Annotated in this window: 29 protein-coding genes and 1 tRNA gene; 22 read left to right on the forward strand and 8 right to left on the reverse strand. The window is 65.6% G+C overall.

Translation table 11 applies throughout. The features are described 5' to 3' along the window. Positions 1–22: 22 nt before the first annotated feature. From V2I30_RS08315 to V2I30_RS08335, 5 genes are all read left to right on the forward strand, one after another. A complete protein-coding gene (locus V2I30_RS08315) occupies positions 23–322 on the forward strand; it encodes an endonuclease domain-containing protein (RefSeq protein WP_330661661.1) in 300 nt (99 codons plus the stop codon). A 120-nt stretch (positions 323–442) separates the two neighbouring features. Then, positions 443–1024 (forward strand): TIGR00730 family Rossman fold protein, encoded by a 582-nt coding sequence (locus V2I30_RS08320; protein ID WP_330661662.1) that lies wholly within the window; start codon positions 443–445, stop codon positions 1022–1024. Between the two features lie 25 nt (positions 1025–1049). Next, the gene (locus V2I30_RS08325) at positions 1050–2054 is read left to right on the forward strand and encodes a phytoene/squalene synthase family protein (RefSeq protein WP_330661663.1); all 1005 of its coding nucleotides are present in this window, start codon (positions 1050–1052) and stop codon (positions 2052–2054) included. A 269-nt stretch (positions 2055–2323) separates the two neighbouring features. Then, complete coding sequence (locus V2I30_RS08330; protein WP_330661664.1) at positions 2324–4210, forward strand: acetyl/propionyl/methylcrotonyl-CoA carboxylase subunit alpha; 1887 nt, start codon at positions 2324–2326, stop codon at positions 4208–4210. Between the two features lie 133 nt (positions 4211–4343). Continuing rightward, positions 4344–5891: an acyl-CoA carboxylase subunit beta gene (locus V2I30_RS08335; protein WP_330661665.1), complete on the forward strand. Its 1548-nt coding sequence runs from the start codon at positions 4344–4346 to the stop codon at positions 5889–5891. Between the two features lie 20 nt (positions 5892–5911). Here the strand turns inward: V2I30_RS08335 and V2I30_RS08340 are convergent, their stop codons facing one another. Beyond that, a complete protein-coding gene (locus V2I30_RS08340; protein ID WP_330661666.1) occupies positions 5912–7180 on the reverse strand; it encodes a multidrug effflux MFS transporter in 1269 nt (422 codons plus the stop codon). Between the two features lie 154 nt (positions 7181–7334). Between V2I30_RS08340 and dinB the strand changes: the two genes are divergently transcribed. Beyond that, on the forward strand, positions 7335–8498 hold the full coding sequence (gene dinB, locus V2I30_RS08345; protein WP_330661667.1) for a DNA polymerase IV: 1164 nt from the start codon (positions 7335–7337) through the stop codon (positions 8496–8498). 100 nt (positions 8499–8598) lie between these two features. Here the strand turns inward: dinB and V2I30_RS08350 are convergent, their stop codons facing one another. The 4 genes from V2I30_RS08350 to V2I30_RS08365 all read right to left on the reverse strand — a co-directional run bounded on the left by V2I30_RS08350 (position 8599) and on the right by V2I30_RS08365 (position 10934). Continuing rightward, positions 8599–9090, reverse strand: coding sequence for an NUDIX domain-containing protein (locus V2I30_RS08350; RefSeq protein WP_330661668.1), 492 nt, complete (start codon positions 9088–9090; stop codon positions 8599–8601). Beyond that, on the reverse strand, positions 9078–9695 hold the full coding sequence (locus tag V2I30_RS08355) for a 6-phosphogluconolactonase (RefSeq protein WP_330661669.1): 618 nt from the start codon (positions 9693–9695) through the stop codon (positions 9078–9080). The genes V2I30_RS08350 and V2I30_RS08355 overlap by 13 nt, the downstream gene beginning before the upstream one ends. Before the next feature lie 70 nt (positions 9696–9765). After that, positions 9766–10245: a Dps family protein gene (locus V2I30_RS08360; RefSeq protein WP_330661670.1), complete on the reverse strand. Its 480-nt coding sequence runs from the start codon at positions 10243–10245 to the stop codon at positions 9766–9768. A gap of 125 nt (positions 10246–10370) precedes the next feature. Further along, a complete protein-coding gene (locus V2I30_RS08365; RefSeq protein ID WP_330661671.1) occupies positions 10371–10934 on the reverse strand; it encodes a hypothetical protein in 564 nt (187 codons plus the stop codon). A 124-nt stretch (positions 10935–11058) separates the two neighbouring features. On the opposite strand from V2I30_RS08365, the gene V2I30_RS08370 reads away from it, so the two are divergent. After that, positions 11059–11853 (forward strand): SDR family oxidoreductase, encoded by a 795-nt coding sequence (locus V2I30_RS08370; RefSeq protein WP_330661672.1) that lies wholly within the window; start codon positions 11059–11061, stop codon positions 11851–11853. 326 nt (positions 11854–12179) lie between these two features. On the opposite strand, the gene V2I30_RS08375 is transcribed toward V2I30_RS08370, so the two are convergent. Further along, a tRNA-Gly gene (locus V2I30_RS08375) sits at positions 12180–12253 on the reverse strand. Positions 12254–12329: 76 nt separating this feature from the next. After that, positions 12330–13358: a response regulator gene (locus tag V2I30_RS08380; RefSeq protein WP_330661673.1), complete on the reverse strand. Its 1029-nt coding sequence runs from the start codon at positions 13356–13358 to the stop codon at positions 12330–12332. Positions 13359–13596: 238 nt separating this feature from the next. On the opposite strand from V2I30_RS08380, the gene V2I30_RS08385 reads away from it, so the two are divergent. The 15 genes from V2I30_RS08385 (at position 13597) to V2I30_RS08455 (ending at position 26315) form a co-directional block, all read left to right on the forward strand. Further along, a complete protein-coding gene (locus V2I30_RS08385; RefSeq protein WP_330661674.1) occupies positions 13597–15030 on the forward strand; it encodes a methyl-accepting chemotaxis protein in 1434 nt (477 codons plus the stop codon). Positions 15031–15033: 3 nt separating this feature from the next. Beyond that, the gene (locus V2I30_RS08390; protein ID WP_330661675.1) at positions 15034–15303 is read left to right on the forward strand and encodes an STAS domain-containing protein; all 270 of its coding nucleotides are present in this window, start codon (positions 15034–15036) and stop codon (positions 15301–15303) included. Further along, positions 15300–17426, forward strand: coding sequence for a chemotaxis protein CheA (locus V2I30_RS08395; RefSeq protein ID WP_330661676.1), 2127 nt, complete (start codon positions 15300–15302; stop codon positions 17424–17426). Before V2I30_RS08390 ends, V2I30_RS08395 begins: the two co-directional genes overlap by 4 nt. After that, positions 17423–18331 (forward strand): CheR family methyltransferase, encoded by a 909-nt coding sequence (locus tag V2I30_RS08400; protein WP_330661677.1) that lies wholly within the window; start codon positions 17423–17425, stop codon positions 18329–18331. The genes V2I30_RS08395 and V2I30_RS08400 overlap by 4 nt, the downstream gene beginning before the upstream one ends. Beyond that, a complete protein-coding gene (locus V2I30_RS08405; protein WP_330661678.1) occupies positions 18328–19344 on the forward strand; it encodes a protein-glutamate methylesterase/protein-glutamine glutaminase in 1017 nt (338 codons plus the stop codon). Before V2I30_RS08400 ends, V2I30_RS08405 begins: the two co-directional genes overlap by 4 nt. Further along, complete coding sequence (locus tag V2I30_RS08410; RefSeq protein ID WP_330661680.1) at positions 19341–19886, forward strand: chemotaxis protein CheD; 546 nt, start codon at positions 19341–19343, stop codon at positions 19884–19886. Before V2I30_RS08405 ends, V2I30_RS08410 begins: the two co-directional genes overlap by 4 nt. 58 nt (positions 19887–19944) lie before the next feature. Further along, positions 19945–20289, forward strand: coding sequence for a response regulator (locus V2I30_RS08415; RefSeq protein ID WP_330661681.1), 345 nt, complete (start codon positions 19945–19947; stop codon positions 20287–20289). 60 nt (positions 20290–20349) lie between these two features. Further along, positions 20350–20790, forward strand: coding sequence for a chemotaxis protein CheW (locus V2I30_RS08420; protein WP_330661682.1), 441 nt, complete (start codon positions 20350–20352; stop codon positions 20788–20790). Continuing rightward, entirely contained in the window at positions 20787–21068 is a 282-nt protein-coding gene (locus V2I30_RS08425; RefSeq protein ID WP_330661683.1) for a hypothetical protein, read from the forward strand. Before V2I30_RS08420 ends, V2I30_RS08425 begins: the two co-directional genes overlap by 4 nt. 56 nt (positions 21069–21124) lie before the next feature. Then, positions 21125–22567, forward strand: a complete 1443-nt coding sequence (locus V2I30_RS08430; RefSeq protein WP_330661684.1) for a globin-coupled sensor protein — start codon at positions 21125–21127, stop codon at positions 22565–22567. A gap of 117 nt (positions 22568–22684) precedes the next feature. After that, on the forward strand, positions 22685–23479 hold the full coding sequence (locus tag V2I30_RS08435; protein ID WP_330661685.1) for an enoyl-CoA hydratase-related protein: 795 nt from the start codon (positions 22685–22687) through the stop codon (positions 23477–23479). Between the two features lie 118 nt (positions 23480–23597). Beyond that, on the forward strand, positions 23598–25091 hold the full coding sequence (locus V2I30_RS08440) for a CoA-acylating methylmalonate-semialdehyde dehydrogenase (RefSeq protein WP_330661686.1): 1494 nt from the start codon (positions 23598–23600) through the stop codon (positions 25089–25091). Between the two features lie 2 nt (positions 25092–25093). Continuing rightward, complete coding sequence (locus V2I30_RS08445; protein WP_330661687.1) at positions 25094–25573, forward strand: hypothetical protein; 480 nt, start codon at positions 25094–25096, stop codon at positions 25571–25573. Continuing rightward, on the forward strand, positions 25570–25899 hold the full coding sequence (locus V2I30_RS08450; RefSeq protein ID WP_330661688.1) for an I78 family peptidase inhibitor: 330 nt from the start codon (positions 25570–25572) through the stop codon (positions 25897–25899). The genes V2I30_RS08445 and V2I30_RS08450 overlap by 4 nt, the downstream gene beginning before the upstream one ends. Next, positions 25896–26315, forward strand: coding sequence for a RidA family protein (locus V2I30_RS08455; protein ID WP_330661689.1), 420 nt, complete (start codon positions 25896–25898; stop codon positions 26313–26315). Before V2I30_RS08450 ends, V2I30_RS08455 begins: the two co-directional genes overlap by 4 nt. On the opposite strand, the gene V2I30_RS08460 is transcribed toward V2I30_RS08455, so the two are convergent. Next, positions 26312–26707, reverse strand: coding sequence for a hypothetical protein (locus V2I30_RS08460; RefSeq protein WP_330661690.1), 396 nt, complete (start codon positions 26705–26707; stop codon positions 26312–26314). The two genes, V2I30_RS08455 and V2I30_RS08460, sit on opposite strands and share 4 nt — an antisense overlap. Positions 26708–26790 lie beyond the last annotated feature (83 nt).

Here is a 26790-nt window from a genome sequence, read left to right on the forward strand (position 1 = left end):
CGGCATGGTGGAGGGGCGAGCCATGATCCGAGGAAGAGAGAGCACCGTAAAAGTAGCGCGCAAGTTGCGCAGCGAAATGAGCCTGCCGGAGACACTTCTATGGCAGGAACTCCGCAAGCGCCCCGGCGGTCACAAATTCCGCCGCCAGCATCCTGCGGGCGAGTACGTTATCGACATTTATTGTGCGAAGGCGGCGCTCGCGATTGAGGTCGATGGCAAGGCCCACGACAGCGGCCAAGCTGTCAACCACGGTGCAATCCGCTCGCGCTGGTTGCGTAGGCGAGCCATTGCGACCACGCATTCCCGCGAAACTTGTATTTGAGGAATTGGAGCTAGCCGTTAGGCGGATCGTCCAGATCTGCGATGAGAAAATGATGACACAAGGCTCGCCCCTCCACCAGCCTGCGGCTGGTCCCCCTCCCCGTGCCGGGGAGAAGCGCGCGTGAAACGCCTCGCCGTCTATTGCGGTTCGGCCACGCCTGCCGATCCGCGTTATATCGAGGTTGCCGAAGATGTCGGCGCGGCCCTCGCGCAGCGGGGGATCGGCGTGGTTTATGGCGGTGGCCGGCTGGGCCTGATGGGCGCGGTGGCGAATGGCGCGAAGGCTGCTGGCGGCGAGGTGATCGGCGTCATCCCGGAGGCGCTCGCGCGTTCCGAAGTCGCCAATTACGATTGCGACGAGCTGATCGCGGTCAGTGGCATGCACGAGCGCAAACAGCGCTTCACCGACCTCTCCGACGGCTTCGTCACCCTGCCGGGCGGCGTGGGTACGATGGACGAATTGTGGGAGGCGATGAGCTGGGCGCAGCTGGGCTATCATTCCGATCCGGTAGGTCTGCTCAACGCCTTCGGCTTCTACGACGATCTCATCGCCTTCAACGCGCGCATGGCCGAGGTCGGCTTCGTGCGACCTGCTCATCAGAACATCCTGATCCACGCCGAAACGCTACCGAACCTGCTCGACAAGATGGCCGCCTACGAGCCGCACATGCCGATCTTTCGCATGAAAGCCGAGGATCTTTGAGGCGGTGAAGCGCGCGCGGCCCCTGGTGCTCAAGGATTTGCGCGCGACGCCGAGCGTCGCCGGTGGCGGGCGCGACCGCGCGGCGCTTGTCCAGAAGGCGCGCGCAGCGATCCGCGAGGGGTCGCACAGCTTCCACGCCGCCGCCCGCCTGTTCGATCAACGCACGCGCGAGCGCGCCTGGCTGCTGTATTTCTGGTGCCGCCGCTGCGACGATATCGCCGACAACCAGCATATGGGCGGGGAGCTTGGCGACCAGGTCGATGCCGAAGCGCGGCTTAAATCGATCCGCCTGCTCACCCGCCGCGCGCTCGAAGGGCTGCCGACCGCCGATCCGGCCTTCGACGCCTTCGGACTGGTCGCAAAGGAATGCCGGCTGACCGGCGACATGGCCGAAGCGGTGATCGAAGGTTTCGCGCTCGACGCGAAAGACTGGCGCCCGCGCACCGAGGCGGACATGATGCGCTATTGCTACCACGTCGCGGGCGCTGTCGGCGTGATGATGGCGGTTGTCATGGGGGTCGATCCGAAGGACCGCGAAACGCTCGACCGAGCGAACGACCTTGGCCTCGCCTTCCAGCTCTCCAACATCGCGCGCGACATCGTCGAGGACGATGCGGCGGGGCGCTGTTACCTGCCAGAAGAATGGCTGGTCGAGCAGGATATCGAGCCCGGCCAGCACACCAAGCCGCATCACCGCGAGGAACTGGCCGAACTGGCCGCACGCCTCGTCGATCTGGTCGAAAAGCACGAGGCTGCCGCGCGCGTCGGCGCCGCGCGCCTGCCCTTCCGCAGCCGCTGGGCAGTGCTCTCCGCCGCGCGCATCTACGGCGCGATCGGCCGCAAGGTGCGCGAACGCGGGGTCGATGCCTGGAACGAGCGGGTCTACGTGCCGCGCTGGGAAAAGGCCTGGTATGGCATACGCGGCTTCGCCTCCGCGCTGATCAATCGCCCGCACGAACCCGAAGAGCCGATCGCTTGGGGGATCGCGGATTATCGGCCCGCGGCGGCTGTGCCGGCGGCGTCTGACTAGAGGGGGTTCGCGCAGAGACGAGGAGGGTTCGGCGATACGGCGGAGGTAGTCCTCGCGGCGAGGCCGCAACATTCATCACACGAAGGCACAAAGGCGCAAAGAGGGAACAAAAGGGCCGATACCGAGCACACCCTCTCCGCGCCTCCGCGTGAAATCGTTTGAAGGGCCGCTTCGCGGCGGGTGGCTGCTGAAATGCGCCTCCCTCTGCGTCTCTGCGAGAAACCAATCCCTCGCTCGACACGCGAAAACGCGCAAGCTAACCCGCTCCCATGATCGCCAAACTCCTCATCGCCAACCGGGGCGAGATCGCCTGCCGCATCATCCGCACCGCGCACGCCATGGGTATCGCCACCGTGGCGGTGTATTCCGATGCCGATGCCAAGGCGCTGCATGTGCGCTTGGCCGACGAGGCGATGCATATCGGTCCCTCCCCCGCGGCCGAAAGCTATCTCGTGGGCGAGAAGATCATCGCCGCTGCCAAGGAAACCGGCGCGGAGGCGATTCATCCGGGTTACGGCTTCCTGTCGGAGAATGCTGGCTTCGCGCAGGCGGTGATCGATGCCGGGCTGATCTGGGTCGGGCCCAAGCCTTCCAGCATCGAAGCGATGGGTCTGAAGGACGCCGCCAAGAAGCTTATGCGCGAGGCGGGCGTGCCGGTCACTCCCGGATACGAGGGCGACAACCAGTCGGTCGAGCGCCTGAAGAAGGAAGCAGACGCCATCGGCTATCCCGTGCTGATCAAGGCGGTCGCCGGCGGCGGCGGCAAGGGGATGCGCAAGGTCGATGCTGCAGCGGACTTCGAAGCTGCGCTCGAAAGCTGTCGGCGCGAGGCCAAGGCCAGCTTTTCCAACGACGAAGTGCTGCTGGAGAAGTGGATCACCTCGCCCCGCCATATCGAGGTGCAGGTTTTCGGCGACAGCCATGGCAATGTCGTCCATTTGTTCGAACGCGACTGCTCGCTGCAACGCCGCCACCAGAAGGTGATCGAGGAAGCCCCCGCCCCCGGCATGGACGAGGCCACCCGCGAAGAAATCTGCGCCGCCGCCGTGCGCGCCGCCAAGGAGGTCGATTACGAGGGCGCGGGCACGATCGAATTCATCGCCGACGCCAGCGAAGGCCTGCGCGCCGACCGCATCTTCTTCATGGAAATGAACACCCGGCTTCAGGTCGAGCACCCGGTGACGGAGGAAATCACCGGGGTCGATTTGGTGGGGTGGCAACTTCGCGTGGCCAGCGGCGAGCCGATCCCGCTGAAGCAGGAAGAGCTTTCGATCAACGGCCATGCCATCGAGGCGCGGCTTTATGCGGAGGACCCGGCGAAGGGTTTTTTGCCTAGCACGGGACGGCTCGACAGATATTGTTTACCGGACGATGAGTATCGGGTGGATTCGGGTGTCGAAGAAAATTCCGTCATATCGCCTTTCTACGACCCGATGATTGCCAAGATCATCGTGCACGAAGACACTCGAGAGAATGCGATCACCTCATTGCTTGAGGCTTTGGAGGGAACGGCTGTCTGGCCCGTCAAATCCAACGCAGGTTTCCTGTATCTCTCGGCAACGTCGGATGTTTTCAGGTCAGGCGAGTTCACGACCGGCTTTATTGCCGAACAAGGCAACGCCCTGATCCCCGATGGCGAGCCCGATGCCGAGGTTCTGGGCCAGGGCGCACGCCACCTGATCGAAGCCTTTAGCAACGACGGGTTGCATAGCCGCGATAACGAACTGCTTGAGGGTTTTCGTATTAATTCAGCCCCTAAGCGAAGTCTCCTAGTTCAGGCGGACGGTCGCAACATAGAGGTCGCGAACGTGCCTGATTTTAGCGGCCGCACCTATTCTTCCGGTGCGTCGCCGACCGGTGCTCTCGTAACAAAGAAGGGCCAAAGTTTCGTCATCGGCCTGCCACGCTATGATGGCGGAGTCGCCTCCGCCGCCGATGGCGCCATCCTCGCTCCGATGCCGGGCAAGGTCATCGCGGTAGACGTGGCCGAGGGCGACGCGGTCACGGTAGGCCAACGGCTGATGGTGCTCGAGGCGATGAAGATGGAGCACGCGCTCACCGCGCCCTTCGACGGGACCGTGACCGAGCTTTCCGCGGCGACAGGCGCGCAGGTGCAGGTGGAGGCGGTGCTGTGCATGGTGGAGCCTGCGGAGTGATCCAGGTTCTCGGCTCCGCTCGAACCGGCCCTTCGACAGGCTCAGGGCGAACGGATTTCGGGTTTACGGCTACCACCCGTTCGTCCCGAGCGAAGTCGAGGGATAAGGTCGAGCGAAGCCGAGACCGGTAAGCATGACCTGGCAAAAGGAACTCGAGGAACTGCGCCGCCGCGAAGCGCTCGCCGAGGAAATGGGCGGGCCGGACAAGGTCGCGCGTCAGCATTCGCGCGGCAAGATGGACGCCCGCGCGCGGCTCGACGCGATCTGCGATCCCGGTTCTTTCCGCGAAATCGGCAAGATCGCCGGCAAGGGGCATTACGACGATAATGGCGATCTGACCGGCGTTACCCCCGCCCCATTCCTGTTCGGCAAGGCCACGATCAACGGCCGTCCAGTCGTCGCCACGGCGGACGATTTCACCATTCGCGGCGGCGCGGCGGATGCGGGGATCGCGCGCAAGATGGTGCAGGCCGAGCGCATGGCGCATGAATACCGGCTGCCGATCATTCGCATGATCGACGGGACCGGCGGCGGCGGCAGCGTCAAGACGCTGGAACAGATCGGCGCGACCTACATCCCCGCGGTGCCCGGCTGGGGCGATGTCGTCGCCAATCTCGACACGGTGCCGGTGGTCGCCCTCGCGCTCGGACCGACCGCCGGGCTTGGCGCGGCGCGCACGGTCGCCAGCCATTATTCGATCATGGTGCGCGGGCTCAGCCAGATCTTCGCCGCCGGACCCGCCGTGGTCGATGCGATGGGCGCGGGCTATGCGCAGGCGAGCGATCGCGCGCAGGCCAAGGAAGAGCTCGGCGGCGCGGACATCCATACCCGGAACGGCGTGGTCGACGATTGCTGCGACAGCGAAGCCGAAGCCTTCGCCCGCGCGCGCTATTTTCTATCCTTTATGCCCGAACATGTCGGTCAGCACGCGCGGCGCACCGCCTGCGACGATCCGGCGGGCCGGCGCGAGGACGCGCTGCTCAGCTTGGTCCCGCGCGATCCCAAGGCGGTCTATTCGATGCGCCGCGCGCTCGAAATGATTGTCGACAGGGGCACCGTATTCGAGATCGGCGCAGGCTGGGGCCGCGCTGCGATCACGGCTCTTGCGCGGCTCGATGGCTGGCCGGTCGCGGTGGTGGCGAGCGATCCGTCCTATCTCGGCGGATCGTGGGAGGCGAAGACAGCTGAGAAGGTCGAGCGTTTCGTGAAGCTCGCCGACCAGTTTCGCTTGCCCGTAGTCCATCTGGTCGACAATCCTGGCTTCATGATCGGGCGCGAGGCGGAGATGGCGGGCACGATCCGATACGGCGTCGACGCGATGAATGCGATCTACCGCGCGACCGTTCCACTTGCGAGCGTGGTGCTGAGACGCGCCTATGGCATTGCGGGCAGCGCCATGAGCAATGCCGAGGCGTTTCAATATCGCTATTGCTGGCCGAGCGGTGATTGGGGCAGCCTGCCGATCGCCGGCGGGCTCGAAGTGGCCTACAAGGCCGAGCTCGAGGCGGCGGACGACCCGCAGGAGGAACTTGAGGCGATCAAGGAGCGGCTCGGCAAGGTCACCTCGCCCTTCCGCAGCGCCGAGCGCTTCAATGTCGAGGACATCATCGATCCGCGCGACACCCGGCCCTTGCTGTGCGAGTTTGCGGGGCTGGCATGGCGACGGTTGGGCGCCGAGTGATCCTTCCCTCTGGGGAAGCATCAGTTGCTTTCCACCCCCAGCCCCATCTCCGCTTCGGGTGGGCCGAACAGGCGACCCCTCTCGCTGAACAGGACGAGGCCGAGGCAGACGAGGCCCGAGGCCAGCAAGGACAGCGCGAGCGGGCGCGGCGTGCCGTCATAGGCGTAGCCGATCGCAGCGCCCAACACCGCCGCGAGCGAAATCCGCACCGCCGACTGCACCGAACTCGCCGCGCCGGCGATGGCGAAGAAGGGATTCATCGCGATCGAACCGAAATTGCTGCCGATGAAGCCGAGCAGCATCATGTTCACCGCCATGAGCGGCACGAATTGCCACAAGGTCTCCTCGGGTTGGAACGCGAACCAGACCTGGACCGAGGCGACCGCGATGAAGGCGAAAAGCGCGGTGTGGCTCACCCGCCGCGCGCCGAAGCGTTCGACGATGCGCGAATTGGACCAGCTGGCGAGCGCCATGGACCCGGCGCAGATACCAAAGACGATGGGAAACAGGTCGGGCGCGCCGAAACTCTCGCTGATCAGCTGCTGCGAGGAATTGATGAAGCCGAACAGCGCGCCGAACACGATCGCGCCGCCGAAGACATAGCCGATGATGCTCGGCAGGCTCAGTGCGCGCGCCATATTGCCCGCGATCACGCGCGGGCGAATTTCCTGCCGGTTCTCTTCGGTGAGGCTCTCGGGCAGGCGGAAATAGACCCAGGTGCCGATGATGACGCCCTGCACCGCCATGGCGAGAAAGATCGCGCGCCAGTCGGCGACCAGCAGTATGAGCTCGCCAATGCTCGGCGCGATCGCCGGGACCATCAGGAAGATGACGAAGATCAAACTCATCATCCGCGCCATCTTGTCCCCGCCCACCCGGTCGCGGATGATCGCCGGGGGCAATGCGACGATGCCTGCACCGAAAAAGCCCTGCGCCGCGCGGATGGCGATCAACCCCTCGAAAGTGGTGGCGAGCGCGCTGGCGATGGAAAGCGCGATATAGACCCCGATCGAGGCCAGCAGGACCGGCCGCCTGCCGAAACGGTCGGCCAGCGCGCCGGGAACGAGCGCGCCCAGCCCCGCGGTGAGCAGGTAGACGCCGACGATGAACTGCCGGTCGTTCCCTTCGATGGCGAGCGCAGCGGCGACCTCGTCAAGAGCGGGCAGGATCGCGTCGATGCCGAAGGCTTGCAGCGCCATGAGGAGCGCCATCATCCAGATAAGCTCGCGCTCGCCCAGATTGCGGGCGGCTTCGGGCATGGTCGCAGGAGAGGCACCGGACGCGCGCATGGGCGCTCCCTTGCCTTGCGGCTCGCCGGTTGACCACACTTCATTTCGCATCTGCACAAAATGGGCGGGCGGGCCGAATGTTCCACCGAGGCCGGACATGCATAGGCCGCATCCTTTCTTTGGGGTACGCAAATTCCTATTGTCGGGCGTGACGATGGCCGAGCCTGCCCCCCTTCCGGGACCGAACGACCCCGACAACGCGACCGAGGGCGCGGGGCTTCGCAAGATTATCCACGTCGACATGGACGCCTTCTTCGCCAGCGTCGAACAGCGCGACGATCCGAACCTGCGCGGGCGGCCCGTCGCGGTCGGCGGGTCGAGCGGGCGCGGTGTGGTCGCCGCCGCCAGCTACGAGGCGCGTCGGTTCGGAGTGAAGAGCGCCATGCCGAGCGTGACGGCGCGGCGGCTGTGCCCCGATCTCGTCTTCGTGAAAAGCCGCTTCGAGGCCTATCGCGAGGCGAGCGAGCAGATCCGCGCCGTGTTTCACCACCATACGCCCCATGTCGAACCGCTCAGCCTCGACGAAGCCTATCTCGACGTTACCGAGGATCGGCTGGGCGTTGGTTCGGCAACGCGGATCGCGCAGATGATCCGGCAGGAGATCAAGGCCAAGACACAGCTGACCGCGAGCGCGGGCGTCTCCTACAACAAGTTCCTGGCCAAGCTCGCGAGCGATCAGAACAAGCCCGACGGGCTATGCGTCATCCGCCCGGGCGAAGGCGCGGCATTCGTCCAGTCGCTGCCGATCCGGCGGTTCCACGGGGTCGGACCCAAAGCGGAAGCCAAGATGAAGCGGCTGGGGATCGAGACAGGCGCCGATCTGGCGGCAAAGGACATGGTATTCCTCCGCGCGAATTTCGGCTCCTTCGCCGACTATCTCTATCGCGCCGCGCGCGGCATCGATCTAAGGCCCGTGCGCACCAGCCGCATCCGCAAGTCGATCGGTGGAGAGCGCACCTTCAGCGAGGATATATCGAGCGGATCTCAGCTGCGCGCGACGCTGGAAAACATCGTGGATATCGTGTGGACGCGCGTGGAAAACGCCGCCGCGAAGCGCAGCGAAGACCAGCCGCCGGTGCGCGGGCGGACGGTGACGCTCAAGCTGAAATACACCGATTTCCAGATCAACACCCGCGCGAAGTCGGTCGCGCACTGGGTCGAGGACAAGGAAGAGTTTGCCCGCCTCGCGCGCATCCTGCTGGAAGAGGCAATGCCGCTGCCGATGCCGATCCGGCTGATGGGGCTGACCCTGTCGAACTTAGACCGCGGCGATGCTACCGAGCGCAAACGCGACGAGGCGCAGCTATCTCTGCTGTGACTTCCCTTCCCTTGAGGGAAATGGTCGAGGGATGGGTGCACTGCGACAGTCTACGACGCGGAGCCCCCACCGCCAGCCCCTCCCTACGGGGAGGGGAGCGTTACGCCCGCGTCCGCCACGCCTCGATCCGCCGCTGCGTCACATCTCCCAAGGCATAGGGCAGCGCGCCGGGCGCGAAGAACCGCGCCTCCACTACCTCGCGCCCGTCGGGCCGCGGCGTCTCTCGGGTGGTTGCCGCGATCAGATGTGCGGTGTGCGGCGCGCCGGAAAGCTCTTCTTCAAGCGTTCCGATCGCTTTCACCTCGCAAAGCACGATGCCGAGCTCTTCGCGCACTTCGCGGCGGGCGCAATCCTCGGGACTTTCTGCGCGCTTCAGGCCCCCGCCCGGCAGGCCCCACACATTAGGGCCATAAGAATGGCGCAGCAGCAGCACCTCGCCCGCATCGTTGGTGAGCAGCACGCTGACGCCTGCGATCGGTTGTCCTGAAAAGCGCCGCCAGCGATGGCGGATGCGGTGCGCGAGCGGCATCAGCGCGCGGTGGATCGGGGCCGGGAGGATCCGCTCGGCCAGAGCCTCGATCAGGCGAAGCATGTGACCGGCTGCGAAGCGGCGGCAAGCAGGCGCGCGACCGGCAGATCGTTCTCGCCCGCGCGCGCCGCCTCGAAGACGGCGCGTTTTTCCGCGCCGCCGATGACGAACATCAGCGCCTCGCTGTCGAGCAGGGCGGGCATGGTCAGCGTCACCCGGTCGAACGGCGCTTCGGGCGGCAGCGGATCGGGGGTGAGGCGGCGTATCTTGCGGGGATCGTCGATGCGCGGGTCGGTATTGCGGAATAGCGAGGCGATATGTCCGTCCGTGCCCATGCCGAGCCAGACCAGCGCGAAGCGGGGCGGCTCAGCGTTCTCTTCGAGGGCTGTTACACGAGCGCCGACGGGCTCGAAAATCGCGCGGATCTTGCCGGTGTTGGACGCGGGATGATCTTCGGGCACGATCCGATCGTCGCCGGGCCACACCGCGATCCGGTCCCATGCAAGCTCGTGGCGAACAAGCGCCTCGAAGATGGGGAACGGTGTCGAACCGCCGGGCACGCTGATCGCGACCTGACCCGGTTTCGCAAGCGCAACTGCAAGGCGCGCGGCGATCCAATCCGCGATGGTCACGGCATCGGTATTCTCGATGATGGTCACGTCGCTCACGCTGACACCCATAGCAAAAGGGCCGCTCCCGGCTAGCGGGAACGGCCCTTCTGTAACGTGTCGTGTCGGTTTACGCGGCGGTGGGTTCCTCGCCGAGGATCGAGCTCAGGAACCAGACGCGCTCTTCAGCCATGTCGGTCCAGTCGTCGATCAGCCCGTCGGTCGCGTTGTCGCCGGCATCTTCGGCCAGCGGCTTCATGCCCTTGAGGCGCTTCACCATCTTGCGGTTGTCGTCGCGCAGTTCCTTGACCATCGCGTCGGGATCGAGCGAGGCGCTGTCCTGATCCTTGATATTAGTGTGCTTGGTGATCGATCCGATCGAGGTCAGCGTGTCGCCGCCGATCTTGCGCACCCGCTCACCGATATCGTCGATCTGGTCGCGGATCTCGATCGCCTGTTCGTCGAAGAGCAGATGAAGGTCGCGGAAACGCGGCCCCTTGATGTGCCAGTGAAAGTTCTTCGACTTGGTGTAGAGTGCGAAGTGATCGGCGAGCAGCCCATTGAGCTCGGTGATGAGCGCGTTTTTCGAATTGTCCTTGCTGTCGGCCATGATTTTTCCTTCCTGATTTTGCGACTTATTCGCAAAGTTTCACTTTCCGTTTGTTTCACCAATATAACGATGCCGCCGCCAATTTGTTTCGCGAAAGTCCCGCGCGCTGTGATCGCCCTGGCCGATCAAAGGCTTGCATCCCGCGCGTTCAGACCGATCACCACGGCAGCAACCAGCAATCCTGTCGCCATCGTCAGCCGGATGGCGCGCAAGGGCAGCTTTTCGAGCCGCGCAAGTCCCAGCGTCCAGCCGAGCGTGCTGGCCGCCATCGCGCCCAGTGCCCCACCGATCATCGCGGTGGCCGGAAAAAGCGCCCAGGCGGCCAGTGCGAAAACGACGAAGCGCGCGCCGTCGCCCAGCTGGCGCGCGGCGAGCACAATGCTGATCGCGATATAGGAGCGGGTCGGCTCGCGCATAGGCTTCAACTTCACCTTCCAGGCAAGCTCCGCCGCGGCGATGGCAAGCGCGAAGGCGACCAGCATTTCCGCAGCGCGCCGGGGCAGCAACGCCGCGATCTGCGCCCCGAAATAGGCCATCGCGCAAGTCGTCAGCAGCGCGGCGACGCACGCCGTGACCAGCAGCGGACCGGTGCGCGCGAGACTGTCGGCGAACCCTGCGACGATCCGCTGTTCGCGCCCGCCGAGCGCGATGGCGAAGGTCAGGATCAGGGCGAGGAGGAAGGCGGCCATTTCGTGGCTGCGCGCTCTACCACGTCTGCCGCTTCTGACCAGCGTGTGTGGGCGGCGGCGCGCTGGCCCGCCGCGTGAAAGCCGCCTAGACAGCGTGAAGGCGAAACGAGAAGGGAAGAAACGGATGAAGCTGACAAAAGGCATGGCCGCCGTCGTCACGGGGGGCGCTTCGGGGCTCGGCAGAGCGAGCGCGGCGGCGTTGGCGCAGGCGGGACTCAAGGTCGCGATCTTCGACATCAACGAGGAGGCTGGCGAAGAACATGCCGGGGCGATCGGCGGCAGTTTCCACCGGGTCGACATCACCGACGAAGCGAGCGTGGAAGCCGGCTTCGAAGCGGCGCGCGCCGCGCATGGTCAGGAGCGCGTAACGGTCCATTGCGCGATGACCTCGAAACGCGGCAAGACGCTGGGCTGGGACAAGGAAAAAGGTGGCTACACGCGGCTGCCGACCGAAGATTATGCCTTCGGCGCCGAAGGCATTCTCGTCGCCAGCTACCGGACCGCGAGCATCTCGGCGCTCGGCATGGCGAACAGCGAGCCCTTGAACGAGGACGGCGAGCGCGGCGCGATCATGCTGACCGCCAGCGTGGCGGCGCAGGACGGCCAGATCGGTCAGGTGATCTACGGCTCGTGCAAGGCCGGGGTGAACGGTCTCGTCCTGCCGATGGCGCGCGACCTGATGGATGTGGGGGTCAGGGTCAATTCGGTGATGCCGGGTATCTTCGCGACGCCGCTGATGCTCGGCATGAAGGATCGCAATCCGCAGATGTGGGACCAGCTGAACGCGTCGGTCCCCTTCCCCAAGCGGCTGGGCGAACCGGAAGAATTCGCCTCGCTGATCCTCGAGATCGCGCGCAATTCCTACATCAACGGCCACCAGTTCCGCCTCGACGGCGCGATCCGCATGCCTCCTCGCTGACGCTCAGTTTCTTGTTCGCGCACCGTCATTCGTCGGTGCGTCCTCGCTCAGCGTGCAGCAAGCTGCACCCGCTGCGGGCGGGCGGTCGCCCTTTCGTCGCCTGCGGCGCCGTCGCAGCATATTCGAGCAATCGAACCGCGCAGATCGGACCCGCGGGGTCCGCAAGCGCGACCGCGCGTCCCTTTCGGCTGGCTGGCAAGCCAGCCGCTCAGGATAAACTACTGGCCTGGACACCGGACTTGTTCCGGGGGGAGGAGCCGCCCCGAGGACGCTCGCCCGGATGGGCGAGCGAAAGGCAAAGAGCCCAAACCGGCTTCCAGCAGGTTTGGAGCGGGTGAAGGGAATCGAACCCTCGTCTTAAGCTTGGGAAGCTTCTGCTCTACCATTGAGCTACACCCGCGCGTGCCCGGAGCCCGCTGCGAGGCACGACATGTGTCGATCTTCGCAGACGCAGTCAATCCCATTCGGGCCTGCGATCAAGCCGCGACCGCAGCGCGTCCGTCGATCCATTCGAGGATGGCGCCCTTGTCGATCACCTCCGCGTCGACCTCTTGCGTCTTGACTGCGTCGAGCCGGTCGGAGGGTTCGAAGTCGGCAGGCTGCTGGACGAAGATGCGCGCGCCCGCATCGCCCAGCATCTTCAGTCCGCGCGCGCCGTCGCTGCCGGTGCCGACGAACAAGCCGGCAACGCCCGCACCGCCCGCCTTGGCGAGCGATCCGAACAGGAGATCGGCCGAGGGCCGCGCGCCGTTCACCGGGTCGCGCTCGACCTCCTTCAGCCGCGGCACCTCGCCGCCCTCGATCGTTGCATGATGCGACTTGCGGTGGACCAGCACCACCCGGCCCGGTTTGAGTGCGACCCCGTCCGACCCCTCGACGATTTCGCATGCCACCGCGCCCTTAGCGGACGCAAAGCAGGCTTCGACCGCGTCCGCATCCGCATCGATCAGGAGCACTGTGGGCGGGCATTCGGAGGTGAGCCCGGCGACCATGTGCTTGGCGTAGTCGAGACCCGCCTCGCCGCAAGCGAGCGCAACGACCCCGCCGCCGCCCGCTCCACCGCCATCGCCGCCGTCATCGTTGTCCGCGCCCTTGGCCGGCAATTCGCCCGCCGCCGCCTTGCGCACGATATCCCCGAGTTTGGCCACCGTCTCGCTGAAGACGTCCTGCGAGGTATTGAGCGGTTTGGGAAAGCAGTGCGCGGCGCCAAGGTCGAGCGCGCGCTGGGCGGTGCCGGTACCTTCCTGGGTGATGCTGGAAAGCATGACGACCGGCATCGGCCGCTCGGCCATGATCTCCTCGAGCAGTTCCATCCCGCTCGTCCCCGGCATTTCGACATCGAGCGTCAGGACGTCGGGCTTGGCGCTTTCCAGCTTTTCGCGCGCTTCGTCGGCATTGGCCGCGGTGGCGCAGACATCGATGCCTTTCGCATTTTCGAGAATGTCGCAGAACAGCGCGCGCATCGCCGCCGAATCGTCGACCACCATCACTTTCACATCGGGCATTCACTGATCCTTTCTGGTCGCGCGCCCGCCTGTCGAGCGGCGGCGATCGCGAGCGTCGTTCGCTTGCGATTTTGCGCCTCGTCGATCCGCCCTAGCCCCTCGGTTGCGAATGCGGTCTTTCGGTGCGGCTTAGGGTTTGCGCATAGGTGCCCTCGAAGGCGGACTTAAAGACGCGCTCCTAGGGATGGGGACCGCCTTGGCAGAAGGCGCAACGCACCAAGCCCTCCGGAGCACCGACATGACCATCGAACGCCTGTTCACAATCGGCGGCGCCGCCTTGATTGCCCTGATCGCCGTGCTCGGCCTTTTCGGCGGCTTCGCGATCGATCGGGCGTCCTGGCTGGTTACGGCGCTGCCGATCGTGTGCGCGCTGCTCGTTATCGGCGCCGTCATCGCCGGGCTGAGCGCGCTGCGTCGCAGGGTGCTCGCACCGCTTGCCCATGTCACGCAGCGGATGGAGCGGATGTCCGCCGGCGATCTCGATGCAGGCGAGCGCAGCATGCATGGCGACGACGAGATCGGGTCGATGGCTCGCTCACTAGACGTCCTGCGGGAATCGCTGCGCAACGAAAAGACCGAGGCCGACAAGCGCGTGCAGCACGTGATCGACGGCCTGTCCGAAGCGCTGGGCAAGCTTGCCGAGGGCGATCTCACCTATCGCATCGACGACAGCATGGACGGCGAACAGGCCCGGCTGCGCGACGCTTTCAATTCCGCCGCCTCGCGCCTCGCCGCGACGATCGGCAAAGTTCATTCGACCGCCGAACATGTCGACCGTGGTTCGAGCGAAATCCGCGCCTCGTCCGAAGACCTTGCCGAGCGCAACCAGAAACAGGTTGAGAGCCTCGCCGAGACCGCCTCCGCCATGAATGAGGTCACCGATCTCGTGAAGCAGACCGCGCAGAAGGCCGAGAATGCGCGCGGTGCGATGAGCGACACCCATCGCCAGGCGAGCGAGGGCGGCGAGGTGGTTGCAAGGGCGACCGATGCAATGGCCTCGATCGAGAAGTCGGCGCAGGAGATCACGCAGATCATCGACGTGATCGACGGCATCGCCTTCCAGACCAATCTGCTCGCCCTCAACGCCGGGGTCGAAGCCGCGCGCGCGGGCGAGGCGGGCAAAGGTTTCGCCGTAGTCGCGAACGAGGTGCGTGCGCTGGCTCAGCGCAGCGCCGAGGCGGCGAGCGACATCAAGCAATTGATCGCGACCTCGACCCAGCATGTCGGCGACGGAGTCGATCTCGTCGGCGAAACCGGCGCGCTGCTCGAAAAGATCGTCGCCCGTATCGGCACGGTTACGCAGGAAGTCGACAATATCGCCGAGATGACGACCTCGCAGGCGAGCAATATCGAGCAGATCAACGAGAGCGTCGGTTCGATGGATACGATGACGCAGCAGAACGCGGCGATGGTCGAACAATCGACCGCGGCGGCGCGAAGCTTGTCGGAAGAAGCCGGTCAGCTTCGCAAGCTCGTGTCGCAATTCAGCATTTCGGCGAGAGAAGCCGCGCCTAGCGCAGCGCGGCGCCAGGTCGAGAAGCGGCCCGCGCCGCAACGCAAACCCGCTCCCGTCAGGCGCGAGCGGGCTTCGGCGCCCCCGCCCACGCGTGGCAATCTCGCGCTCAAGGAACAACCGGCCGCCATCGACGACCAGGACTGGAGCGAGTTCTAAGCCATGACCACTCTACCCGCCACCTGTGACCGCGCCGCCGCGCGCGAAATGCACGAAACACTTAACAAGGCCATCGGGGTCGAGGGCCAGGACGATCCGCTCGCCATCGACGCGAGCGCGGTCGAAGCCATCGGTCAGGCCATGCTCCAGGTGCTGCTCAGCGCCGCGCGAACCGGGGCGGGCATCATCGTCCGGCAACCCAGCGACGCCTTCATCAAGACCGTGCGTCTCGCCGGACTTTGCGAACCCCTGATCGAGGAGGATGCCGCGTGAACGACGACGATATCCGCAAGATTTTCTTTGCCGAAAGCGAAGAGGCGCTGATCGCTGCCGAAGACGGGCTGCTCGCCTGTCAGCAAGGCACGCATGACGGTGAGACGATCAACGCGATCTTTCGCGCGGTCCATTCGGTCAAGGGCGGCGCCGGGGCCTTCGGCTATATCCCGACGCAGGGCTTCACCCATGTCTTCGAGAACCTTCTGGGCGACGTGCGCGAAGGCAAGATCGAGCTGAGCGGAGAACTGGTCGAACTGATGCTCGGCGCGCTCGACATCCTGCGCGATCATATCGATCACGCGCAGGGCCGCCGCGACCAGCCGGACGATGCCGCGATGCTTGAACAACTCGAAGCGGCGCGAGGCGGGGGCGACAAGGACGATGCGTCCGGCGATCCTGCCGGCGGCGGGAGCAATGGCGGCGGCGATGACGATCTCGACGCGCTGCTTGCCGAGCTCGATGGAGGCGGCGATGCGTCGTCCGCCGATCAAACGCCCGAGCCGGAGAGTTCGGATACAGGCCTTATCGTCCATATCCGGCCCCATGCCGGCGCGATGGACAATGGCGGCGAGCCGCTTCTCTTGCTGCGCGAGTTGAGCCTGCTCGGCGGCGAATGCACGGCATGCCACACCGATGATATCCCGGAACTCGGCACGCTCGAGCCCGATGCGGGCTATTTCGCCTGGACCTTCCGCATGCCCGATGGGGTCGCGGAGGAAGCGGTCCGCGAGATCTTCGAATTCGTCGATGATGATTGCGACATTGCCGTGGGCGAGAACGCCGACATCCCGCCGGCGCGGGTCGAGTCGACTCCCGGCGCTCCGGAGCCAACGCCCAAGTCCGATCGGCCCGAAGAGGACGCCGCCGCGGACGACAAGGCCAAGGAAGCGAAACCCGACGGCGACGCGGCCAAGTCCCCTGCCCCGCGCCAAGTCCAGGTCTCGCAATCGGTGCGCGTCGATCTTGCCAAGCTCGACAAGCTCATCAACGGTGTGGGCGAGCTCGTCATCGCGCAATCGATGCTCAGCCAGCGACTAGCGGACGAAAACTTCCCCCATGTCGAAGAACTGACCATGCTCGATACGCTGGTGCGCGACATTCAGGAACGCGCCATGGCGTTTCGCGCGCAGCCGATCGGATCGGTTTTCGGACGCGTTCCGCGCCTGCTGCGCGAGCTGGCCGGGACGACCGGCAAGAAGGTCGAACTCGAAGTCATCGGCGAAACCACCGAGCTCGACAAGACGGTGATCGAGCGGTTGAGCGAACCGCTCACCCACCTGATCCGCAACGCTGTCGATCACGGAATAGAATCGCCCGAGAAGCGCGAGGCCGCCGGTAAGCCCGCCGAAGGCCGCCTGGTCCTCAAGGCCGAGCAGACCGCGGGCCGCGTGCTCATCACGATCAGAGACGATGGCGGCGGCATCGACCGGGAAAAAGTCTTTGCCAAGGCGGTTGCCAACAAGCTCATTTCCGAAGACGCCAATCTCACCGACGAGGAGATCGACGAGCTCGTCTTCGCCCCTGGTTTCTCGACCGCGGCGGAGGTCTCGAACATTTCCGGCCGCGGCGTCGGGATGGACGTCGTCAAGCAGAACGTGAAGGATCTGGGCGGACGGATCGCTATCGAATCGACCCCGGGCAGCGGCACGAGCTTCATTCTCGCGCTGCCGCTGACGATGGCGATTGCCGACGGCATGATCGTGCAGGTCGGCGACCAGACGCTGGTCATTCCCCTCTCGCACGTCATCGAAAGCACCCGTCCGCAGCCGGGCGAATTGAGCGGCATCGGGCAGGAAGGGCGGATGCTCAACGTGCGCGGGCAATTCGTTCCGGTCGTCTCGCTCGGACAGATGCTCGATGCGCGCGAATATCAGCGCGATCCATGCTCGGGTGTGCTCGTCCTGGTCGAATGCGAAGGGCAGGGCCGCGCCGCGCTGCTGGTCGACGCGATCACCGATCAGCGGCAATTCGTCATCAAGAACCTCGACAATCATTATCGCGCCGTCGAAGGCGTCGCGGGCGCGACCATCCTCGGCAATGGCCGGGTCGCGCTGATCGTCGATATCGATCACCTCGTGCAGAACGCCGCGCAGAAGGCGGCGATGGCCGAGGCGGCATGACGCTCTCGCTGACCCGTCCCCCCTCGGGCGATCCCCCCGCCGGCGCCGCGCGCGAGGCGGCGGTTCCCGGCGTCAGCCCGCAGGTCTATTCCTGCAAGGACTTCGCCGCGATCGCCGCCATGGTCCACAGCGAAACCGGCATCGTGCTGGGCGAACGCAAGCGCATGCTTGCCTATTCGCGGATCGTCCCGCTGATGCGGGCGGGCGGTCAGAAGAGCTTCGCCGAGTTCCTGGACGTGGCGCGCGGCGACGACGCGTTGAAACGCCAGGTGCTCGACGCGCTCACTACCAACCACACCTATTTCAACCGCGAGCCGCATCATTTCGAACATTTCGCTGAGACCCTGCGCGGCGGACTGATCGAGCGCGCGCAGAGCGGCGCGACGATCCGCCTGTGGTCGGCGGGCTGTTCGAGCGGGGAGGAGATCTGGACCCTGCTGCTCACCCTGCTCGGTCCCGACCGGTCGACCGGACGCGCGATCGGCAAGCTCAATATCGTCGCCTTGGCCAGCGACATTTCGGACGGCGCGCTCGAAAGCGCCAAGGCTGCGACCTATCCCGGCGATGCCCTGCGCGATCTCGACGGACGCCTGATCGCCAATTGGTGCGAAAAGCAGGCGGACGGCCGGATTGCGATCGGTCCCGAAGCACGCCGGATGGTCCGCTTCCGCCGGCTCAACCTGCTCGGCGAGTGGCCCTTCTCGAGCCGTTTCGACATCATCTTCTGCCGCAATGTGATGATCTACTTCGACCAGGAAACGAAGGAGCGCCTGGTCGAGCGCCTTGCCGGTCAGCTCGCCTCCGGCGGCCATCTTTACATCGGCCATTCCGAGCGCGTTTCGGGCAATGGCAGCGCGCTGCTCGAACAGGCAGGACCGACGATTTATCGCAGGCGGGCTCCATGATCCGCGCACTGATCGTCGACGATTCCGCGACCGCGCGCGGCCTCCTCACCCGCGAGCTCGAGGCGCTGGGCGACGTCCGGATCGTGGGCGCGGCCAAGGACGCGATCGAGGCGCGCCGTATGATAAAGGAACTCGATCCCGACGTCGTCACCCTCGATATCGAAATGCCGGGGATGGACGGGCTCAGTTTTCTCGAAAAGGTGATGGAGCTGCGCCCGACGCCGGTCATCATGGTGACCTCGCGCACCGCGGCGCATGACGACCTCGCCACCCGCGCGCTCGCGATCGGCGCCGCCGGGGTCTATGCCAAGCCGAGCGACGGCTGCTGGGACCGGGCCGAGCTCGCCCGACTGGTTCGCGCAGCGGCGCGGCAGGGTCCGCAGGTGCGTTCGCAGCGGGCACGAATGTCGCAGCGCCGCGAGCCTCCGCTGCGTCCGCGCGTCATCGCCATCGGTTCCTCGACCGGCGGCATCGAGGCCTTGCAGGATGTGCTCGGCCACTTCCCCGAAGACTGCCCCCCGACCCTCGTCGTCCAGCACATCAAGGCGCCATTCTCCGCCTCGATCGTCGTCGCCCTCGACGGTCTCGCCAAGCCGAAAGTTTCCCTTGCGCGAAGCGACGAACCGCTCGCCGCCGGCCATGTCTACGTGGCGCCGGGCGGAGACAAGCACCTGCTGCTCGCATCGGCGGGCCGCACCGGCCTGCGCTGCGTTCTGCGCGATGGCGATCCGGTCAGCGGACACCGCCCTAGCGTCGACCGGCTGTTCTCCTCGGTCGCCGAGGTCGCTGGCGGCGTGGCGTGCGGCGTGCTGCTCACCGGCATGGGCGAAGATGGCGCGCGCGGCCTTCTCGAGATGCGCGAGCGCGGCGCCTTTACTCTCGCGCAGGACGAGGCGAGCAGCGTCGTTTTCGGTATGCCTCGCGCCGCAATCCAGCGTGGCGCGGTCAGCGAGGTGCTGCCGCTGTCGCAGATCGGGGCGCGGCTGTTCGCCCGCCAGGCGGCCCCCGCATGAACGCCGCCCCGCCCTCTTCGCCCGTGCGCCTCACCATCCTTCAGGGCGAGGCAAAAGCAAGCGCCGATCCGGCTGTCGAGATGACCACCATCCTCGGCAGCTGCGTTGCGACCTGCCTCTACGATCCTCTCGCCAAGGTCGGCGGGATGAACCACTTCCTTCTCGGCGAACCTTCCGGCGGCAGTGCCAGTGCGCGCGTCGATGGCGATTACGGCCTCTATCTCATGGAAGTGCTAATCAACGACATGCTGGCGCAGGGCGCGCTCAAACAGCGCCTGCGCGCCCGGCTTTACGGCGGCGGCAATCTCAACCCCGATCTCGGAGCTATCGGCTCGGCCAACGCCCGATTCGCGCGCGAATTCCTGCGCAAGGAGGGGATCGAAAAAGCCTTCGAGGATCTGGAAGGCACCCATGCACGGCGCGTCGATTTCCGCCCGGCGACGGGCCAGGTGCGCTGCCGCCGGATCGCGGAGACCGCCGCACCTACGCAAAAACCCCAGGCCCGCCCAAGCGATTTGGTTGGCGGTGTCGAGCTATTCTAGCGCGAAACGGAGCACGAACTTGTCTGGCAATACAAACCGAGAGATTCGCGTCCTGACCGTGGACGACAGCGCAAGCATGCGGGCCCTGCTGCATGCGACGCTGAAGTCGCGCGGCTTCGAGGTGGAACAGGCCGAGGACGGCGCCGAGGCGCTCGAATGGCTGCGCGAGAACCAGGTCGATCTGGTGATCACTGATATCAACATGCCGCGCCTTGACGGCTTTGGCCTGATCGAACGCCTGCGCGAAGGGCGGGTCCACGAAGGCCGCCCGATCCTCGTCCTGACCACCGAAAGCTCGGACAGCAAGAAGGCCCGCGCGAGAGCCGCCGGGGCAACCGGCTGGATCGTCAAACCCTTCGATGCCGACAAGCTGACCACGGCCATCCGCCGGGTAACCCATTGATCGGCGCTGAGACAGCAGGCGGCGGGCACCCGCGCTCACGCAAAGACAAGGATTAAGGCTATGCGCCAGGAACTCATCACTTTCGGACTGTCGGGCCAGCTGTTCGGGCTCGACATCATGGCGATCCGCGAAATCCGCGCCTGGGCGCCGGTCACGCGGTTGCCGCATGTGCCCGATTATGTCGCGGGCGTCGTCAATCTGCGCGGCGCGGTGCTGCCCGTCATCGACCTGTCGATGCGGCTGGGCTGGGGCGAGACCGAGACGACGCCGCGTAATCCGATCATCGTCGTCGAACATGAGGACCAGTCGCGCGGCTTCATCGTCCACGACGTCTCCGACATCGTCTCGGTCGATCCCGAAACCGTCCAGAAACCCGACATGATCTCGCAGAACGACGTCACCGCCTTCCTCACCGGCGTCGCGCCGATCGAGGACAAGATGGTGATGATCCTCGATCTCGGCACGCTGATGACCGCGGACGTGCTGGAGATGGCGGCGTGAACGCGATGACCCCTCCGCGCGACAGGATCGACACCGCGCTCGCCACGATGCTGCGCGATACGGCGCACGAGGTCGAACGGCTGGGCGCGTCGCTGTGCTGCGATTCGCATGTGGCCGAAGCGCATATCAATCAGCTTCAGGGGCTCGACCGCATTGCGCAGCTGCTCGGCGGCCTCGCGGCGACAATCGAAGCGCCCGACCCGGTGCTCTGCGCGCAAAGCAACGGTTTCGACGAGCTCGGCGAACGTTTGAGCGCGCTGCTCGTTGCGGACCCCTAACCACGATCCCCACCGCCACTCATCCGCCATCAAGAAAACGAAGAGAGAGTCTCCGCATGTCGAACACCCAATTGAGCGAACGCATCGACCATTATCGCCTCGACCAGAACGACAAATCCGCCTTCAAGGCGGTCAGCCGCGCGCTCGATCGCGCGATCAACCCGGCCTTGCAGCGGTTCTACAAGGTCGTCGGCGGCCGCCCCAAGCTCGCCGCCTTTTTTGACAATGGCGGCAAGATGGACCGCGCAAAGCGGCTGCAGGCCGAACATTGGCAGGCGGTCTTTCGCGACGGGGTCGACGAGGAGTTCCACAAGCGCGCCCAGCGTATCGGCGCCGTCCATGCACGGATCGGGCTCGAACCGGCCTGGTATGTCGGCGGCTATGCGCTGGTGCTCGAAGACATCATCACCGAGCTGGTCGCGCCCGGCTGGACCCGCGCTTTGCCCTGGCGCCGCACAAAAGCGAAAGAAGTCGTGACGCTGGTCAAGGTCTCGCTGCTCGACATCGACCTCGCGCTTTCGACCTATTTCGTCGACTCGGCGGAAAAGGCGGAGACGATGAACCGGATGGTCGGCGAGGTGTTGTCGCAAGTCGCGCGCGGAGACCTGACGGTGCGTCTGAGCGGCGTTCCCGAGGAATTTCGTGGGCTCGAATCGGATTTCAACTCGGCCACCGCGGAACTCAACAGCTCGATGAGCGCGGTCATCAACGGGGTCGATGCGCTGCGTACCGGCTCGGGCGAAATTCGCTCCGCCTCCGACGATCTCGCGCGCCGGACCGAGGAACAGGCCGCCAGCTTAGAGGAAACCGCCGCCGCGATCGCCGATGCGACCGAGCGCATCCAGCAGACCGTCGGTACGACAAGCACGGCGCGCGACACGATCGGCGATGCGACGCGCAAAGCCGAGGACGGCAGCAAGATCGTCGCCGAGGCGGTTTCAGCGATGGACCAGATCGAGAAGTCCTCCGAGGAGATCAACAATATCATCTCGGTGATCGAATCGATTGCGTTCCAGACCAATCTGCTGGCGCTCAACGCTGGGGTCGAGGCCGCGCGCGCGGGCGAAACCGGCAAGGGTTTCGCGGTCGTCGCCAGCGAAGTGCGCGCACTCGCCCAGCGCTGTTCGGAAGCGGCGGAGGAGGTCAAGTCGCTGATCACCGCGTCAAGCGAGCAGGTGGGTTCGGGCGTCGATCTCGTCAAACGCAGCGGCGAGGCGTTCAGCGCGATCACGCAAGGCGTGAACGAATTGGCGCAGTCGATCGAGACCATCGCCGATGCGACCCAGGCGCAGGCGGAAAGCCTGACCCAGATCAACACCGTGGTCGGCGATCTCGACCGCTCGACACAGCAGAACGCGGCGATGTCCGAGGAATGCACCGCGGCGGCGACCTCGCTGTCGCAGGAAGCTGAGACGCTGGGCGACGCAGTCAGCGGTTTTACCACCGACGACAACGCCGATCACGAAGGGGAGCAGCGCCAGACCCGCCTCGCGGCCTGACGCGCTGTACTCACTCCGGTCGCGGCCTTCCCGGAACTCTCCAAGTGATCAGTTGCAATCCGCCATGAATTGGCGAAAGCCTGCTCGCCTCGCAAAGTTTGAGGGAGAACGCCCATCATGTCGGACCACGCCGATTTCGAAACTATCACGCTCGAGCGCAAGGGCGCGGTGGCGCATATTACGCTCAACCGGCCCGACAGGCTCAATGCCTGCCCGCCGCAAATGGCGGAAGAGCTCTTCGCAGCCATCCGCGATCTGGACGATACGCGCGCCGTCCTGCTGAGCGGCAGCGGGCGGGCATTCTGCTCGGGCGCGGATCTGGCGGCGGGGGGTTCCTCCTCGCTCAGCGGCGGGGCGCGCTCCTATTCCTCGCTTCAGCAAAGCTACAACCCGATGATCGCCGCGCTGTGGAACTGCCCGGTCCCAGTGGTTAGCGCGGTGACCGGCCCGGCGGCGGGTGTCGGCTGTTCGATCGCGCTGGCCGCCGATTTCGTCATCGCGGGCAAGAGCGGCTATTTCCTGCAGGCCTTCGTCAATATCGGTCTGGTGCCCGACGGTGGGTCTAGCTGGATGCTGCCGCGGCTGGTCGGCCTCGCTCAGGCGACACGGATGATGATGCTGGGCGAGCGCATTCACGCCGAGGAGGCCGAGCGCATCGGCCTCATCTACAAATGCGTCGAAGACGATGCGCTGATGGACGAGGCGACGGCGCTTGCCGAAAAGCTGGCGGGCGGACCGACAGTCGCGCTCGGCGGGATGAAGGCCAATCTGCGCAAGGGTCTGCAAAGCGATCTCAACACGGTTTTGCAGATGGAGGCAGAGGGCCAGCGGATCGCCGGCTCGTCCGACGATGCCCGCGAAGGCGCGGTCGCCTTCCTCCAGAAGCGCACGGCGAACTTCGGAGGGAAGTAGCGCGCCTCGGCCAAACCCCCGCCGACCCTGCCCCGCACCCCCGGCGCCCCTTGCGCGTACGGCGAGCCCTTGTCATGGCTGGGTCTGCAGTCCCTTTTCCCGCGCTCAGGAGACCCCCATGCGCCAGGTCGATCACTTCCTCGCGACGCCGAACCCCCCGCGCTCGCGCACCCACAATATCTGGAACCCCTCGACCGGCGAGGTTCAGGCCGAAGTCGCGCTCGGCGATCGCGCGCTCCTCGACACGGCCGTCGCCGCCGCGAAGGAAGTGCAGCCCGGCTGGGCGGCAACCAATCCGCAGAAGCGCGCGCGGGTCATGTTCCGCTTCAAGGAGTTGATCGAAGCCAACATGCAAAGCCTCGCCGAGTTGCTTTCTAGCGAACACGGCAAGGTGATCGAAGATGCCAAGGGCGATGTGCAGCGCGGGCTCGAAGTGATCGAATTCGCCTGCGGCATTCCGCAGGTGCTGAAGGGCGAATATACCCAAGGGGCTGGGCCCGGGATCGACGTCTATTCGATGCGACAGCCGCTCGGTATCGGTGCAGGGATCACCCCGTTCAACTTCCCCGCGATGATCCCGATGTGGATGTTCGGCATGGCCTGCGCCGCCGGCAACGCCTTCATTCTGAAACCCAGCGAACGCGATCCTAGCGTGCCCGTGCGCCTTGCCGAGCTCTTCGTCGAGGCCGGCGCGCCCGAGGGCCTGCTCCAGGTCGTCCATGGCGACAAGGAGATGGTCGATGCGATCCTCGACCATGCGGACATCCCCGCGATAAGCTTCGTCGGCTCCTCTGACATCGCGCATTACATCTATCGCCGAGGCGCGGAGAACGGGAAGCGCGTGCAGGCGTTCGGTGGGGCGAAGAATCACGGCATCGTCATGCCCGATGCCGATCTCGACCAAGTGGTGAACGATCTTTCGGGTGCCGCCTTCGGCTCGGCGGGCGAGCGCTGCATGGCGCTGCCGGTGGTGGTGCCGGTGGGCGAGGACACGGCGGAGCGGCTGCGCGAAAAGCTGATCCCCGCGATAAATGCCCTGCGCGTCGGGGTCAGCACCGATCCAGATGCGCATTACGGCCCGGTCGTTACGCCCGAGCACAAGGCGCGGATCGAGGAATGGATCACCACCGCCGAAGACGAAGGCGGCGAGATCGTGGTCGACGGGCGTGGCTTCACGCTGCAGGGGCATGAGGACGGATTCTTCATCGGTCCGACGCTGATCGATCATGTCACGCCCGAGATGAAGAGCTACCACGAGGAAATCTTCGGCCCCGTCCTGCAGATCGTGCGCGCGAAGGATTTCGAGGACGCGGTGCGCCTGCCGTCCGAGCACCAGTATGGCAACGGCGTCGCGATCTTCACCCGCAACGGCCACGCCGCGCGCGAATTCGCCAACCGCGTGAATGTCGGCATGGTCGGCATCAACGTGCCGATCCCGGTGCCGGTCAGCTACCACACATTCGGCGGCTGGAAGCGCTCGGGCTTCGGCGATATCGACCAGTACGGAACCGAAGGCCTCGCCTTCTGGACCAAGAAGAAGAAGGTGACGCAGCGCTGGCCCGATGGGGGCGGAGACGGATCGAACGCCTTCGTCATACCAACGATGGGGTGACGATGCCCATTCGCAGCACTCTCCCGCTCGTTGCCGCCTTGACCGTGATCGCCTGCGGTAGCGAACCTGCGGACGAAACACAAGCGGCCCCCGCCATCGCAGAAGCCGACGCGCCCGCCGCCTCCGACACTTCGCAAGCAGCCGCGCCCGCGACCAAGGCCATCGCCGACGACCGCATCCCCGCACGTTATCACGGGGCGTGGGACGACGTGGCGGGCGATTGCAACCCGTTCTCCGATCTGCGCATGGAGATCGGCAGCGACGAGATCATGTTCTACGAATCCATGGGCCGGGTCACCTCGGTCGAGCGCGCAGGCGAGGGCATCCTCGTCGAGCTGGCGATGGAGGGCGAAGGCGAAAGCTGGGACCAGCGCACGCGCTTCGTGGTTGAAGGCAGCGGTGATGACGAACGGCTCATCACTCTGGACGAGAATGACGCGGACGGGGTCGACCCATATCCCAGCAAGAGGTGCCCCTCATGACCTACGCTGCTTCCCGAATTGCCGCTCTCGTCGCCGCGCTGCTGACGCTGCCGGCCTGTGCGGCGATCGGTCTTGACGAAGGTTTCGGCCCTTTCAAAGAGCGTGGAGCGGGCGAGGATGGCGAAGCATGCCAGGCCGACGACGTGCGCGCCTATGTAGGGCAGCGTGTATCGGAAAACATCGGCGCGCGGATTCTCGCGGAGAGCGGAGCTCAGCAGCTGCGTTGGGGCCCGCCGGGCAGCGCCTGGACGATGGACTACCTGCCCGACCGGGTGAATGTGCGCTATGACGGCGACGGTGTGATCCTCGCGATCACCTGCGGATGACCGCGCCGGTCGAAGAACGCAAAGACGCCGAACGCCAGCGCGCTTTTTCGAGCTCCCCCTACGAGGAGCGCTTCGGTTTCTGCCGCGCGATACGGGTCGGCGATCGCATCCTCGTCGCCGGCACCGGGCCGATCGGTGTCGATGGCAAGACGGTTTCGGGCGACGCTGCGGCCCAGGCCGAACGATGCTGCACGCTGATTGCTGCCGCCATCGCCGAACTGGGCGGCGAGCGGCGCGGCGTCGTCCGCACCCGCATGTTTCTCACCGACCCGGCGGATCAGGACGCCGTCGGCGCGGTCCACGCCCGCTGGTTCGGCGAGGCGCGCCCCGTCGCGACGATGGTCGGCGCCGCCTGGCTGTGCGATGCGGACTGGAAGGTCGAGATCGAAGCCGAAGCCGTGATCGGCGACGGCTAGCCCTCGCGCATCGGCACGCCCGCGCGGGCCAGCGCCTTGCGTGTCGTTGCCACCAGTTCTTCGAGATTGCGCGCCGCTTCCATCTCTTCGGCGCGCACCAGCACCTCGGTCGCCCCATCCTCGCCGCGCAGGACGATGACCGGCAATCGCTCTTCGAGATCGTGGAAGGGCCTGCGATAATCGTCGCGGTGAAGCTCTTTCTGCTCGATGGCGATCTGCCCGCGCAATTTTCGCCAGCCGGGTTTCATGGTGAAAAATCCGAAGGCCAGCGCGCACAGGGCGCAAGGGTAACTGTCCGGCGCGAAGGTCTTGTGGAAGCTGTCGCGGACCGCATTCAGCAGCCCGCGATCGGCATTGTAGATGTAATACAGGGTGCGGCGAGCGTCGTTCACGTAGACGCTACCGCGTGCTCGAACCGCCCTGTCGGCGCGAGGCCCGCGCCGCTCCATCGACCACCCGTCATTTCGCCTTTTCC

Origin of the sequence: Erythrobacter sp. (genome assembly GCF_036351135.1) — a bacterium.
Classification (GTDB): domain Bacteria; phylum Pseudomonadota; class Alphaproteobacteria; order Sphingomonadales; family Sphingomonadaceae; genus Erythrobacter.